We start from the raw sequence: 14,506 nt of genomic DNA on the forward strand, positions 1-14,506 counted from the left end.
TTTACAAAGTTACCAAAAAATTATAAAGTGGTTTCGCCATGTGTTATGCCATACTCTGTTTCTGAGATCATATAATCAACGACTTTTTTAAGATCTCCTGTTTCTTTAAAGACCTGAAGCTGTCTGTCTGCCCCCGTTCCGTTTTCCAGGATTTTCCATGCATATTCCACTTCATTTCTGCATCCTAATTCATCCACTACATCATCAATAAATTCAAGCAATTCTTTTAATAAATCCGGATAAGGAACCGATTCTTCTTTCCCAAAATCAATTAATTGTGAATGTATTCCGTCTCTGGAAGCTCTCCATTTATTTTCATTAAGCAATAATCGTCTGTAGCTTCTGAAACTTAAATTCTGCTGATGCAATTTGTAAATTTTAGCAACCAAACTTTGCATAATGGCAGCAAGACAAACCGTTTCTTCAATCCTTAAAGGCATATCGCAAATCCTGAATTCAATCGTCGGATAGAATGGATGAACCCGCAGATCCCACCAGATTTTCTTGGCATTATCGATCGTTCCTGTTTTTACTAAAAGATCAACATAGCTGTCAAATTCTGCCAGAGAATTAAAATAACTCGGAATTCCCGTTCTCGGAAATTTCACGAAAATTTCCTGTCTGTAAGATCTGAAACCTGTATTTCTGCCAATCCAAAATGGGGAATTAACTGACAATGCATAAACGTGGGGCAGAAAATACCGCATCACATTTTGAATTCTTACTCCTTCTTCACGATTCGGAATCCCGATATGAACATGGAGGCCGAAAATAAGATTTCCGCGGGCAACATCACCCATATCGTCTACAATTTTGTTGTAACGCTCACCATCCGTTATCGTGTTGTGTTCCCAGTTTGAAAAAGGGTGGGTTCCGCCTCCTGAAACGCGGAGTCCCTGCTCATGGGCTGTTTTAATTAAATGTCTTCTAAGATTCGTTAATTCAGCTCTTGCTTCCTGAATATTCTGGCAGATACCGGTTTCCATTTCAATCATGGATTCGTGCATTTCATGCTTTAAGTTTTCACTTAAAACAGCTTTTCCGCCTTCGATGATTTTCGAAACATGAGAAACCAGATCCCGGCTCTCAACATCAATGATCTGATATTCTTCTTCGATTCCAATAGTAAATTGATGCATTTTTTTTCGTGCTTTTAATGTTTTTTATGGTTTATTTTACTGAATCTTTTACAAAAGTCCCCCAAGAGATATTTTGTTTTCCTGGAACATATTCTTTAGCTTTCTCAATTGCTAATTTTGCAGAATGTTCTACGATCCATGCGAAGTTTTCTTCACCCACAGAATTTCTGTCTGCATCCGGAGCAGGGTTGCAGAAGTCGATCGCATAAGGAATTCCGTCTCTGATCGCGAATTCTACTGTATTAAAATCGTAGCCCAAAGCCTGATTCATTTTAATGGTATAATCGTGAATGGTTTTTAATAATTTCTCCAATTCTTCACCTTGCGTCTGATGCGTTGTTGCATATCTCAGATGATGTGCATTTCTCGGCTCATAAGGCATGATGTGAACATATTTCTGTCCCAAACAATATACTCTGTAATAATCGTCGAAAACGATCTCTTCCTGAACCATCATTACCAATTGCTCTGTTTCGCTCAGTTTATTCCAAAGATCTTCAGGATTTTCAACTCTGTAAACGCTTTTCCAGCCGCCACCGTCGTGAGGTTTCATATAAGCAGGAAAACCTACATATTCGAAAATGTATTCCCAATCGTGAGGAAATTTCAGGTTTCTGAATGACTTTTCTGTAGTATCTGTCGGTCTTTCATGAGATGGCAGCAAAACCGTTTTTGGAAGTGGAATTCCCAGTTTTGACATTAAAGCATTGTTGAAAAACTTTTCGTCTGCGCTCCACCAGAAAGGGTTGTTGATAACATAAGTCCCATTTAATGCAGCATTTTTTAAATATGCTCTGTAAAAAGGAACATCTTGTGAAATTCTGTCTATAATTACTGCATATCCGTAATCTGCGCCTTGTTCTAATTTGTCAATAGTCACCGCTTCTGCAATAATTTCTCCACCTCCCAATTCATTTACCTTGTCAATAAATGCCCAAGGAAATGTATCTTCCATCCCGAATAGAATTCCTACTTTTTTTGCCATAATTGTTGTTTTTTTAATGTTGTATATATTTTTTTGATTTAATTAAATTTAAGAGAAAAATCTTCCGATAAATGTCGGGAAAACCATTCTCCATAAAGGCCAGTCATGGTTGATCCATTTTCTTTCATCATACCAGAAATCAATGCCTTTTGCGCGTAAAATATCTGCCATTTCAAGGTTTTTATCTTTACAGATATCCTGATCGGAAGTGCTTAAAACAATGTGCATATGCTTGTATTTCCAGGCTTCGTCGTTTTTTACAAACTCTCTCGGACAATTGAAATAAACCAATTCATCAGAATATCCATCCATGAAATTTCTTATGCTGAAAGCTCCCGAAAGAGAGAATAAATGCGAAACCACATCCGGAAACCGGAAGGCAAAATTGGCGGCGTGATATCCTCCGAAACTCGCTCCGGCAACTGCTACACGATGTGTTTCATGAAGTTTCTGGATATACGGAATAAACTCTTTAATTAAAAACTGAACGTATAATTCATAATTTTTAATCCTTTGTTGTGGAGATATTTTTTCGTCATAAAAACTCCAACCATCGATGGTTTGTATATTGTATAATTTGACTTTTCCCTGCTCAATAAACCAGTTGATGCTTCCGTTTAAATGAAAGTCATTGTTTTGAGTATATTGGCCTTGAGAAGTGGGAAACATAACGATCGGATAACCGAAATGTCCTGTAACTTCCACTTTAAGGCTTGTTCCTAATATATGTGAATAATAATCGGAGTGTTCTATCTGAGGCATATTTAATTATAATTGATGAATGATAAATGATAATTAATAATTAGATTATGAATAATTTTGCTAATTCCTAATTCCTAATTCCTAATTCCTAATTCCTTAACTTGTCGGTCTGCTTTGTGGCGGAAGAATATTTAAAAAATGATCCTGAATTTTTTCTGCAGCGCAATCCAGTCTTTCCTGAATTTTGGCCGAATCATTTGATTTGTAAACAATTCCAACATGATAATCGATCGGGATAAATTTTGCGACTTCCTCGCATTCAAATTCGTTATAATCGGGCTCTTTATCTTTAATTAAAGCCACGATCAGCCCGGAATAATATCCCGTCGGTTTTGTTATTTCATAATTTTTGCCTCTTAATAAAGCATCTTCAATTTTTGCCCATTCCCGCCAGATATTGATATTGCTTGAAGCTTCCACCAAATCAGGGATATGCGCACCTCCGACCCTGGAAGATGTTTCCAGAAAATACCATTTTCCATCTTCTTTCCCGCGGATAAATTCTGTGTGAGTTGCACCGTTTAGTAAGCCAAAACTCGATAAAACTTTAGCATTAACTTCATCTAAAGCTTTAAATTCGTCAGAATATCTGCCTAAAGTTTTTGTTCTGAAAACGCCACCTTCATGAGAAACCTGCATAGGCGGGGCAAGATATTTTGAAGCAGAGGTAAATATAATTTCTTTATTAAACGTAAGGCTGTCAACATGATAAACATCGCCGGGCTTAAAACTTTCCAGTAAAAACAAATGTCTTTCCTCTCCGAGAGCATTGAGCGCATCCCAAAGCTCATCTTTTGTTTTAATTTTTTGTATTCCTGATGCTGAAGCTTCAGAACGGGGTTTTAAAACCCAGGGAGCCGGAATTTTATCAATGAAACCGTTGACTTCATCATTATTAAAAACAGCGGTAAATTCAGGAACATTAATCCCGGAATCTTTAGCTTTCTGCCTCATAGCCAGTTTATCCCTGAAATAGCGGTGCGTTGTCTGTCCCATTCCCGGAATACGGAAAGTTTCGCGGATCAGGGCTGCTTTTTCCACATCATAATCGTCCAAAGCAATCACAGCATCCACTTTTCTGGTCTGCATCAAATGTGAAAATCCCTGTACGAGATGATCTAAATTCCAGACAGAAGGTTTTTGCTCGGGCATATAAAATACCTCGTCGATAGCATGCCACGGCCAGTTTTTTTCCTTAAGATTTTCGGAAGTTATTAAGATTATTTTATTACCGAGCTTCTTCATTTCGTCCATGAAGTCATAGCCCTTGTAATAGCACGAAATACATACTATTGTTTTCTCCTCCATATAATGTTTTTTATGTTTTAATAAATTTTCAAAAATAAAATCAAATTTTTATTAATTACTTAATGGTAAAACTTGAAATATGCTGAGTATTTGAAAATTCCTATATCAATTATACAGAGTTTTTTTGTAATAAACTAATTTTTAGTGATAATTTTCGATTAAATCTGCCAATAATTGTACACCAAAACCGGTGGCTGCCTTTTCCTTTGCGTATCCCACATTTCCGAAAGCGACTCCAGCAATATCCAGATGCGCCCATTTTGGATGATTTTCAATAAATTGTTCCAGGAATTTCGCAGCAACGATACAGTCTCCGATAGGTTTCATGGAAATGTTTTTTAAATCCGCCACATCAGACTGGATATCGTCTTTCCAGACATCCCATAAAGGGAGATTCCAAAGCCTTTGATTGGTTTTATCGCCTGTTTTTATAAGTAAATTTTTAAATTCTTCATTGTTTGAGAAAAGTGCGCCACAAGTATCACCGAACATTCTGACCGAACTTCCCGTTAAGGTCGCCAAATCGATAAGGCAATCGGTTTTATAGTTTTTCGCCAGATATGAAAGTCCGTCTGCCAAAATCATCCTGCCTTCAGCGTCAGTATTCAGAACTTCAATTGTTTTTCCATTATAAGCCGTAATCACATCACTTGGAAGAAATGCATTTTCGGAAATTGCGTTGTCCGTAATAGGTAAAATCGCAATAATATTAACAGGAAGCTGCATTTCCGCTGCATAAATTAAAGTTCCCAAAACGGCTGTCGCACCGCCCATATCAGATTTCATGTAATGCATGTTGTCGGGATTCTTCAGTGAAATTCCGCCTGTGTCAAACAAAACACATTTTCCGACCAAACCGATAGTTTTAGCATTTTTTACCGTCGTTTTATATTCCAAAATGGTGAAAGCAGCATCATAAGCACTTCCTTGATTGACAGAAAGATAAGCTCCCAAACCAAGCTCTTCACATTTTTTCCTGTTGAATGAAGTGTATTTTAAATCGTGTTTTTTTGCTAAATTTTTAAGATATAAGCCGAAAGTATCAGGTTTTTTAAGGTTTGCCGGCTTGTTTAGCCAATCCTGACAAGCAATTTGGCCATTACTCAAAGCTAAAGCTCTTTCAGAGATCGTATCCAGCTTTTTCTGGCTTACATTTTCAAAATGAATCTCAAATTTTGGACTCCAGAAAGCATGCGTTTTTTCAAAAGGGTAGTTATAGGTTCCGATTAAGAGGCCTTTTACAAATTCTTCAAATTGTTTTTCAGTAAGAAAATCTGCTAAAACCAAGGTCGGAACAGCATGGAGATTTTTCTTCTGGCCTTGAGAAAATTTATTGGCAACCTGCTGAATTTCAAAGTTCTGTAAGGTTGATTTTCCTAATCCGATAAAATAAGTAATGCCTTCCTCGTGGGCATTTACAAATATTTCATTTTTTTTTCCTGTGAAGAAAGTGGAAATATTTTTGTTGAAATTTTTTGCTGTTTTCGTCCAGTTTTCTTCGGTGAATAAATGGAAAACCTGAGTATATGTTTTATTTTTTTTGTTGATTAATTTCATAATTAATTTTTAATGCTTTTTTGTTGTGGCTTTACTTCTACAGGATTTTCGGTGTTGTTGTAATACAGCCATTCGATGGCTCTCGGAAACTCCTGTGACCAGTAAAATTCATTGTGTGTGCCTTCCGGATTTACGCTGGTTTTAAACTCAAAATCAAAAAGGTTTTTCTTTTCCCAACGTTTTAAATATTCTTCAAAAATGCGGATTCTTTTAACCATCTTCGAGCCTTCCTGACCACCGCCATACAAATAAATTTTCATTTTGTAAGGTACGCGGAAATTCATCATCGGAAAATTATTATTTGGCTCCACCCAAAGCGAAGGAGAAAAAATCAATAATTTAGAATATACTTCAGGATACAGAAAACCGCTGTAAATGCTTATCAATGCGCCTAAAGAACTTCCACCGATCCCGGTATTTTCCCTGTCTTTTTTGGTGCGGTAATTTTCATCTACAAAAGGTTTCAGAGTATCAGCAATAAAGCGGATGTATTTTTTTCCTTCCGAGCCGTTGGCCACATTATCATTATCAAAAATATATTCTTTAATTCTCTCTTCACTGCCGTGCTCTATGGCAATTACAATCACATCTCCACGACCATATTCCGCAAGTATAGAGAGCTTTTTATCAATTTCCCAGTTTCCGTAACCGCTTCCTTCGTTAAATAAATTTTGGGCATCCTGAAGGTATAAAACAGGATAGCTTTTATTCGAAACATAATAATCATACGGCAACAATGCCCAGACTTTTCTGTACCGATCAAGCTGCGGAATATAAAACCGCTCTGAAATGATCTCAACGATCGGAAAATATTCATCTTTAAAAGGCCCCCAGTTGAATCTCCATTTTTCAACAATATCGGAAACCTTGCCCGCAGATTTTGCAATTTTTTTATTAGGCGTAATGTTTCCATGCTTGTCGAGCTCTACATTTTCCCAACCGCCTTTTGTGAATTTATATTCAATTTCATCGGGCAAAAGCAGATCTTCGATGTCTATAAAATAATTATTTACGTCTGTTTGATTGAGCCGATAGCTATAATCTTTAGGATTCCAGCTGTTGAAATTTCCTGTAATATAGATGGCTCTGTCATCACTTTCCCCGGTATAGAGTTCAAACCTCATCATGTGTGTTTAATAGATTTAGCCGCTAAATTTATAAAAAAATCTTTTTAAATCGATTATTTTTAAAATTCATAAAAGGGTGAAGAAAAAATTATATATTTGATAGACACGTGAGTGTGGAAGAATTAGATAATAATAATTTCAATGATAGTTAACGAAAATTGTTGATATTTTTCGTAGTTTCAAAGAAAATATAAAAAATAAACCAAGTTTTGATGAATTCGGTGAAAACCTATACACTTTTTACAGACCATGATATTTACCTTTTCAAAGAAGGTAGACATTATAAGCTATATGACAAGTTTGGTGCACATTCTGTAGAAAAAGACGGGGTAAAAGGGGTTTATTTTTCGGTTTGGGCTCCAAATGCGAAAAAAGTTTCAGTAATAGGTAATTTTAACAATTGGAACCATAAAGATCATATTCTGTATCCCCGATGGGACGAATCGGGGATTTGGGAAGGATTTATTGCGGGATTAACCTGGGGAACATTGTATAAATACGCTGTTGAGACAGCTCATGGCGAAATTTTAGAAAAAAGTGATCCTTATGCATTAAGCTGGGAACAAAATTTACAGGCGGCGTCTTTGGTTTCTACGACCTGGTACGAATGGGATGATAAAGAATGGCTTGAAAACCGTTGGAAAGTGAACAGTTTGAAAGCTCCTCTTTCGGTTTATGAACTGCATTTGGGTTCCTGGGTAAGAGAAATTGATGCTCCCAAGCAATTTTTAAATTATAGGGATATTGCCAAAAAATTGGTTCCTTATATCAAAGAAATGGGCTTTACCCATGTAGAATTCATGCCCGTGATGGAATATCCGTACGATCCGAGCTGGGGGTACCAGATTACAGGATTTTATGCGGCGACATCGCGCTTCGGCTCGCCACAGGATTTAATGTTTTTGATTAATGAGCTGCATAAAAACGGCATCGGCGTTATTCTAGACTGGGTTCCTTCCCATTTTCCGGGTGATGCGAATGGTTTGCATCGTTTTGACGGTTCTTTTTTATACGAGCATGAAGATCCGAGAAAAGGTTTTCATCCCGATTGGAAGTCCTATATTTTCAATTACGGAAGAAATGAAGTGAAATCTTTTTTAATTTCAAATGCCATGTTCTGGCTGGAAAGGTACCATGTTGACGGATTGCGTGTGGATGCCGTAACTTCAATGCTTCACCTCGATTATTCAAGAAATGAAGGCGAATGGGAACCCAATATGTACGGTGGAAACGTAAATCTTGAAGCAAAAGCTTTTTTACAGGAATTCAATACTGCTGTTTATAAAGAATTTGGAGATAATATTATCACAATTGCCGAGGAAAGCTCAGATTTTCCGATGCTTACAAAACCCGTTCACGCAGGCGGGGTAGGTTTTGGAATGAAATGGATGATGGGATGGATGCACGATACATTGGATTATTTTAAAGAAGATTCCGCCAACAGAAAATTTCATCACCATAAGCTGACCTTTGCCTCAATGTATATGTATAATGAAAATTATATGATGCCATTATCACACGATGAGGTCGTTCACGGAAAAGCAAGTCTTATCTATAAAATGAGAGGCGATGAATGGCAGAAATTTGCAAATCTCCGCGCGCTGTATGTGTATATGTTTACGCATCCCGGCGCGAAACTTCTTTTTATGGGAGATGAATTCGGGCAGACAAGCGAATGGAATTTTACCCAAAGCCTGGACTGGCATTTGCTGGAATATCCCGTGCATAAAGGATTGCAGACATTAGTCAAAGATTTAAATCATATATACCGGTATGAAGCTGCATTTTATGAAAATCAGTTTGATCCAAGCGGTTTTGAATGGGTTGAAGCTGATGATGTGGAAAACTCAGTTTACATTTATTTAAGGAAAGGCAAAAAACGGGACGATGTTTGTATGGTAATTTTAAATTTAACACCAAGAGTTTTGGATTATAAAATCGGAGTAAATGCAGGAACCCAATGGGAAGTGATTTTTAATTCTGATGACGAAAAATATAGCGGAAGCGGTGTAAAATCTGAAATTTTCCTTGAAAAAAATGAAGAATGGATGAATCATCCGAAATCGATAAGCATTAATTTGCCACCCCTTGCCGGAATTATTTTAAGGCAAAAGAAAGATAAGAAGTATAAATTACATAGAATTAAGCACAAAAGATAAAAAAAATGATTGTTTATCATCTAAGCACGGAATGTTATCCGATAGCTAAAGTAGGAGGTTTAGCAGATGTCGTAGGAGCTTTGCCGAAATATCAAAATAAAATAAAAGGCGTTGATGCTAAGGTTGTTATGCCTTTTTATAATAAACCTTTTGTTCGTGAGCATGAGTTTGACACAGTTTTTGATGGCTTCATTCATCAAAGAGGAAACATGCTTCAGGTACAGGTTTTGAAGGAGAAAAGTGATGTTTTGGGTTTTGAATTATTTATGGTCAGAATTCCCGGACTTTTAGACCGAGATAATCCTTACGGTTATCAGGATGAGAATTATCAGTTTCTGGCTTTTCAGCATGGCGTTTTGCATTGGCTGAGCGCGATGGAAATTCGTCCGGATGTATTGCATTGCCATGATTATCATACAGGATTAGTTCCTTTTATGATTGAATATTGCCCGGAATTTGCTTATTTAAAAGGTGTAAAAACAATCGGAACCATTCATAACGGTGAATATCAGGGAATGATGAGCTGGGAAATGGCGAATTATATGCCTGCTTTTGATTCGTATAAATGGGGAATGATAGATTGGAACGGGCTGATAAATCCTCTGGCAAGCATGATTAAATGCTCGACAGCTTTTACAACAGTCTCAGAAGGTTATCTGGAAGAACTTTTTATAAGTTTCAGAGGTCTGGAAAGCTTGGTTCGACAGGAATTCAGCAAAGCCTACGGAATTATCAATGGTATTGATACAGAAGTCTGGGATCCCAAAACCGATCCAATGCTTGATTTTAATTTTAATAGTAAAAATGCCATTGCCCAGAAAAAGAAAAATAAAGAAAAGCTCTGTAAAGAATATGGGTTGAAGCCTGAGCTTCCGTTATTTGCTTTTATCGGAAGGTTTGCAACTGAAAAAGGAGCAGATTTACTGCCGGATGTAGTCTGGAAAAGCATTAAACAAAGCTTTGGAGCTTTAAACATCATGATTTTAGGCTCAGGAAACACGTATATTGAAGATAAGCTGAAAGAATACGATTATACGTACTCCAATTTTGCACTGGATTTAGGCTATAAAGAGCATCTTTCACATAAAATTTATGCTTCGGCAGACTTTTTATTAATGCCTTCAAGGGTTGAGCCCTGCGGATTAAATCAGATGTATTCAATGCGGTACGGAACAATTCCCGTCGTGCGATATACAGGAGGTTTGAGAGATACTGTAGAGGATATTTCGACAGGCGGGGCAGGATTAAATTTTACTTATGCCGGAGTAGATGATATTGTACATGCAATGAACAGAGGATTAAGTATTTATAACGAAAAAAATATCATGGAAAATCTCATTCATGCCAATATGAATTTTGATTTTGCCTGGGAGAAATCCGCAGAAAAATATATAGCTTTATATAATAATTAAGTAAAAACGCAACATAATTTATGAATCGCAATGTAATTTCCATTGTTTTGGGAGGAGGAAGAGGCACAAGACTTTTTCCGTTGACGTACACAAGATCAAAACCGGCTGTTCCCATCGCGGGAAAATACAGATTGGTAGATATTCCTATTTCAAATTGCCTGAACTCGGGGCTGAATAAAATCCTGGTTCTTACACAGTTTAATTCGGCATCATTAAATTCACATATCAAAAACTCTTATCATTTTGATATCTTCAGTAAAGGTTTTGTAGATATTTTAGCTGCTGAGCAGAATGTGGAAAACGAAAGCTGGTATCAGGGAACTGCCGATGCAGTGCGCCAGTCGATGAAACACCTTGAAAAGTATGATTATGACTATATTTTAATTCTTTCCGGCGATCAGCTATATCAGATGGATTTCAGGGAAATGCTGAATTTCCATATCGAAAAAGGGGGTGATGTAACGATAGCAACGATTCCCGTAAATGCAAAGGATGCCACAGGTTTCGGTATTTTAAGCTCTGATGATGAAGGAAATATCACTTCTTTTGTTGAAAAGCCAGGCTATGATATTCTGGATGGCTTAAAATCCGAAGTTTCCGAAGACAATAAGCACGCAGGAAAAGAATATCTTGCTTCTATGGGAATTTACATTTTTACGAAAAGTATTCTTAAAAAAATGTTTGATGACGGGGCAGGTGATGATTTCGGAAAAGACATCATTCCAAACTCGATCGGAAAATATACAACATTAAGCTATCAGTTTGAAGGATATTGGACGGACATCGGAACGATCGAATCTTTTTATGAAGCAAATATTGATCTTTGCCAGGATTTTCCTCAGTTTAATCTTTTCTCATCTTCACCGATTTATACAAGAGCGAGAATGTTGCCGCCGTCAAAAATCAACGGATCTTATGTAAGTAAGGCTGTTTTTGGTGACGGATGCATTATTATGGCTGATAAAATCGAAAATTCGGTTATTGGAAACAGAACGAGAATCGATAAAGGGAGCACCATCGTAAATTCTTACGTAATGGGTGCTGATTTCTATCAAAATACCAAAGAAATTATCATTAATGACAGAAAAGGACGCCCTAACATGGGAATCGGGAAATATTGTTATATCGAAAAAGCAATTTTAGATAAAAACTGCTATATCGGAGATAATGTAAGGATCATCGGAGGAAAACACCTTCAGGACGGCGATTTTGGAACACATTCAATCCAGGACGGAATTGTTGTTGTAAAAAAAGATGCAGTGATACTTCCCGGAACTCATATTGGGTAATTGGATTTGAGAGTTTTAGGGTTTGAGTGCGCTGTCATTCTGAATGAAGTGAATGTGGAGTGAAGAATATATTCGTTATAAATAAAAAAAGGTAGCTCATTTAAGTTACCTTTTCTTATTTAACTATTACAGGGAAATCTTATTAATCAGGTTACAATTATAAAAGTAGAAAAAATAATCACTTTAATGTGATGAAATAATTTTTTATATATTTGAGAACTAAAAAAAACAAAACAAATGAGAGAAAAAACTATTCTCAGGCTATTTTTATTAATAGTCTTAAGTATTTCACTGTATTCCTGTGTTCACGATGAAATTTCTTCATCATCCGATCCTTATTCAAAAGAATATAGTTCCAAAAGTCCTGTTAAAGAAGACGAGGTGTACATCAAAAATGTAATGAAAGTTTTTGAACAGTATGGTAACAAAGATTATTTTGCCAATAATTTTGGTACTATCTCTTGGGATTATGCAGTAACGATGGGAACTCATGAAAGCTTTCTTGAAGTACCTGTCATAAAAAATAATAAAGTAAACCTTGTTCTTTTCGTTTATAAAGAGGGGAACAGAATCTTTTTTAAAAGAAAAGACGAAGAAGACTCGAAGCAATTTTTTAATGCCTTAGTTTTTAATGATAGAAAGAATCTTAAAAATGCAACAGTAAACAATTCTTTAAGTGATAAAGGCGGTTGTATTTCTATGACAATCACTTGGACTTGGACAAATGAGGACGGTAGCGCAGGACCTACTTATACATTTGTTACAATGGGTTGTTTACCTTCTGGTCCTTCATTGCCATGTCAGGCTATAGATGAAAATGCAAATTGCGGTGGTTCTACCGGAGGTAACACAGGAGGTGGATCATCATCTGGCGGAGGTGGTGGTGGTTATCCGTATCCCCAAACCCCACAGACTCCCTGTGACAAAGTATTAGATGTATTATCAAAACCGGGTGTACAACCAAAAATTAAGGAATTAAAGGATCAGTCTACACAAGGCGGTGAAAAAGGTGTGAAATTTAAAATTGATGGCACTCCTTCGCCGACAATAACAGGTGGAGCTCATAGTGTGAATCTAGGAGATAAGACAGGATACACTGGAGGTTATCATAATCATACACCTACTGGAATTCCAATGCTTTCACCACCTGATATAGACCAATTACTAGGTTTTGCAAGAGCTCAGCCAACATCTAACCCAACTAATGTAAATAATGCTTATTTGGGAATGATTGCTCCTAATGGCATGCATTATGTTATTTGGTTCAACGGAACTTATCAAGATGCTATTAAGACTTTTTCGCAGGATGATTTAGATGTATTCGGTGAAGATTATAGAGAGTTAGCTAGTGATCTAACTACACCATTACTATACGGACAAACTTATAGAAATAGTGACGGTTCAATAAATAACTTGGGCGTAGAAAAATTATTTTTTACAACTTTGAAAAAAATGGGATTGGAAGGAAAGGTTAATTTACAAAGAATCGAAGATAATGGAATAATACAAAATATAAATTTGGACAGTAATAATACTCCGAATGCAGTACCTTGTTCTTAAATTAATAAAAATTACAATATGATAAATTTTAAAAATATTATACTATTCAGCTTTATTACATCTATTACGTGTTGTAAAGCACAAACGCAAACATTGCCATTAAATACAGGAGTATTAGACATACCTCAAAATGCATATGTTAAAGACTTAAATAATGAACTAACTCCATATGTTGGTACTTATAAGGCAAGCTTTCAAGGAAAAGAAATAACATTGTATATTACTAAAGAAGAAAATAAATTAGTGAAAAGGGCTAATCAACAATTTTATAGAGATGCTTTGGTGGTAAAATATATAGTTAAAAACTCGGCGGGAACTACTTTACAAGATACAAAGAATAATAATCTACCTAAAATTTATATTTATAGTACTAAAATGAAATCACAAAATTCGGTAGTGTTTATCTATAGTGGTACTAATTGCCGTGTAGGTTGGGGGGATATTTACTTGACAAAAGTTAACTCAACACAAATTTCTTGGGAATATCGTCCTGACGATATTATCCTTGAAAACAGTAAATGCCCCCCTGGAACAGATATAAATATTTATCTTCCAGAGACAAAAGATTTAATTTTTACAAAGCAATAACGTAAAGCATCTTGCAAGCTTTTTCAAATAATGAGATATGAAAAATATATTTTTATTCACATTATTGGGAGGAACGCTTTTCTGTAAAGCACAACAAATTCTTCCCCTAACTACTATGAATAATGAGCTTTCCCTAAATTCTTATATAAAAGATTTAGATAATCAACTTCCTGCATTTGAAGGGATATGGAAGGGAATTTCAAATAATAAAACATTTACTATTGTTTTCAAAAAAGTGAAATATTATGATACACTTTCACAAAAAAATCCGTACTACAAAGATATGCTTTGGGGTAAGTTTCAAGTAAAAGACTTAGATGGTAAAACTCTTTTTGATAATCTTTCCATTGAAGATAATTATTCAAAAATACAAGGTATGCATATTTATCCTAGTGGAAAGTACGAGTTAATGTATATTGATCAAGATTTATGCAATAAAGTAGGCCTTATTATGATTGGATTTACAGATTCTTCAAAGAAAGAATTAAAGTTTAAATATAAAGATTATCCACAAAACTTAGATCCTAAGTGTTTTTATTATGGTAAACCTGTTGATCAACAACCAGATCCATTACCCAAAGAAATTATTCTAGTAAAACAATAATGTAAATCTTCCAAAT

The 14,506-nt window shown here is 35.8% G+C and carries 12 protein-coding genes; 6 read left to right on the plus strand and 6 right to left on the minus strand.

Features of this window, described 5'->3' with window-relative positions; genetic code table 11:
* Positions 1 to 20: 20 nt before the first annotated feature.
* From BLT04_RS16425 to BLT04_RS16450, 6 genes are all read right to left on the minus strand, one after another.
* Positions 21 to 1,139, minus strand: coding sequence for a carboxylate-amine ligase (locus tag BLT04_RS16425; protein WP_089756879.1), 1,119 nt, complete (start codon positions 1,137 to 1,139; stop codon positions 21 to 23).
* 31 nt (positions 1,140 to 1,170) lie between these two features.
* A complete protein-coding gene (locus tag BLT04_RS16430; protein WP_089756880.1) occupies positions 1,171 to 2,124 on the minus strand; it encodes an ATP-grasp domain-containing protein in 954 nt (317 codons plus the stop codon).
* Positions 2,125 to 2,172: 48 nt separating this feature from the next.
* Complete coding sequence (locus tag BLT04_RS16435) at positions 2,173 to 2,886, minus strand: alpha/beta hydrolase-fold protein (protein WP_089756881.1); 714 nt, start codon at positions 2,884 to 2,886, stop codon at positions 2,173 to 2,175.
* A 96-nt stretch (positions 2,887 to 2,982) separates the two neighbouring features.
* Positions 2,983 to 4,194: an ATP-grasp domain-containing protein gene (locus BLT04_RS16440; protein WP_089756882.1), complete on the minus strand. Its 1,212-nt coding sequence runs from the start codon at positions 4,192 to 4,194 to the stop codon at positions 2,983 to 2,985.
* Positions 4,195 to 4,335: 141 nt separating this feature from the next.
* Positions 4,336 to 5,751 (minus strand): leucyl aminopeptidase family protein, encoded by a 1,416-nt coding sequence (locus tag BLT04_RS16445; protein WP_089756883.1) that lies wholly within the window; start codon positions 5,749 to 5,751, stop codon positions 4,336 to 4,338.
* A 2-nt stretch (positions 5,752 to 5,753) separates the two neighbouring features.
* The gene (locus BLT04_RS16450; protein WP_089757314.1) at positions 5,754 to 6,875 is read right to left on the minus strand and encodes an alpha/beta hydrolase-fold protein; all 1,122 of its coding nucleotides are present in this window, start codon (positions 6,873 to 6,875) and stop codon (positions 5,754 to 5,756) included.
* 215 nt (positions 6,876 to 7,090) lie between these two features.
* Here BLT04_RS16450 and glgB point away from each other — a divergent pair, with 215 nt between their 5' ends.
* The 6 genes from glgB (at position 7,091) to BLT04_RS16480 (ending at position 14,490) form a co-directional block, all read left to right on the plus strand.
* On the plus strand, positions 7,091 to 9,037 hold the full coding sequence (gene glgB / locus BLT04_RS16455; protein ID WP_170828497.1) for a 1,4-alpha-glucan branching protein GlgB: 1,947 nt from the start codon (positions 7,091 to 7,093) through the stop codon (positions 9,035 to 9,037).
* A gap of 5 nt (positions 9,038 to 9,042) precedes the next feature.
* Positions 9,043 to 10,449 carry a glycogen synthase gene (locus BLT04_RS16460; RefSeq protein ID WP_089756885.1) on the plus strand — a complete coding sequence of 469 codons (1,407 nt, stop codon included), beginning with the start codon at positions 9,043 to 9,045 and terminating at the stop codon, positions 10,447 to 10,449.
* 20 nt (positions 10,450 to 10,469) lie between these two features.
* Positions 10,470 to 11,738, plus strand: a complete 1,269-nt coding sequence (locus BLT04_RS16465; protein WP_089756886.1) for a glucose-1-phosphate adenylyltransferase — start codon at positions 10,470 to 10,472, stop codon at positions 11,736 to 11,738.
* A gap of 237 nt (positions 11,739 to 11,975) precedes the next feature.
* On the plus strand, positions 11,976 to 13,298 hold the full coding sequence (locus tag BLT04_RS16470; RefSeq protein WP_089756887.1) for a hypothetical protein: 1,323 nt from the start codon (positions 11,976 to 11,978) through the stop codon (positions 13,296 to 13,298).
* Positions 13,299 to 13,316: 18 nt separating this feature from the next.
* Positions 13,317 to 13,886, plus strand: coding sequence for a DUF6705 family protein (locus BLT04_RS16475; RefSeq protein ID WP_089756888.1), 570 nt, complete (start codon positions 13,317 to 13,319; stop codon positions 13,884 to 13,886).
* Between the two features lie 37 nt (positions 13,887 to 13,923).
* Positions 13,924 to 14,490 (plus strand): DUF6705 family protein, encoded by a 567-nt coding sequence (locus BLT04_RS16480; RefSeq protein WP_089756889.1) that lies wholly within the window; start codon positions 13,924 to 13,926, stop codon positions 14,488 to 14,490.
* Positions 14,491 to 14,506: the final 16 nt, after the last annotated feature.

It is taken from the genome of Chryseobacterium soldanellicola (genome assembly GCF_900100115.1).
GTDB classification, from domain to species: Bacteria; Bacteroidota; Bacteroidia; order Flavobacteriales; family Weeksellaceae; genus Chryseobacterium; species Chryseobacterium soldanellicola.

What these genes read in the sequence shown, in the direction of transcription:
- BLT04_RS16475 (WP_089756888.1), top strand. Translation starts at nt 13,317, where the DNA reads ATGATAAATTTTAAAAATATTATACTATTCAGCTTTATTACATCTATT.
- BLT04_RS16465 (WP_089756886.1), top strand. Translation starts at nt 10,470, where the DNA reads ATGAATCGCAATGTAATTTCCATTGTTTTGGGAGGAGGAAGAGGCACA.
- BLT04_RS16430 (WP_089756880.1), bottom strand. Translation starts at nt 2,124, where the DNA reads ATGGCAAAAAAAGTAGGAATTCTATTCGGGATGGAAGATACATTTCCT.
- BLT04_RS16425 (WP_089756879.1), bottom strand. Translation starts at nt 1,139, where the DNA reads ATGCATCAATTTACTATTGGAATCGAAGAAGAATATCAGATCATTGAT.
- BLT04_RS16450 (WP_089757314.1), bottom strand. Translation starts at nt 6,875, where the DNA reads ATGAGGTTTGAACTCTATACCGGGGAAAGTGATGACAGAGCCATCTAT.
- BLT04_RS16445 (WP_089756883.1), bottom strand. Translation starts at nt 5,751, where the DNA reads ATGAAATTAATCAACAAAAAAAATAAAACATATACTCAGGTTTTCCAT.
- BLT04_RS16435 (WP_089756881.1), bottom strand. Translation starts at nt 2,886, where the DNA reads ATGCCTCAGATAGAACACTCCGATTATTATTCACATATATTAGGAACA.
- BLT04_RS16480 (WP_089756889.1), top strand. Translation starts at nt 13,924, where the DNA reads ATGAAAAATATATTTTTATTCACATTATTGGGAGGAACGCTTTTCTGT.
- glgB (WP_170828497.1), top strand. Translation starts at nt 7,091, where the DNA reads ATGAATTCGGTGAAAACCTATACACTTTTTACAGACCATGATATTTAC.
- BLT04_RS16470 (WP_089756887.1), top strand. Translation starts at nt 11,976, where the DNA reads ATGAGAGAAAAAACTATTCTCAGGCTATTTTTATTAATAGTCTTAAGT.
- BLT04_RS16440 (WP_089756882.1), bottom strand. Translation starts at nt 4,194, where the DNA reads ATGGAGGAGAAAACAATAGTATGTATTTCGTGCTATTACAAGGGCTAT.
- BLT04_RS16460 (WP_089756885.1), top strand. Translation starts at nt 9,043, where the DNA reads ATGATTGTTTATCATCTAAGCACGGAATGTTATCCGATAGCTAAAGTA.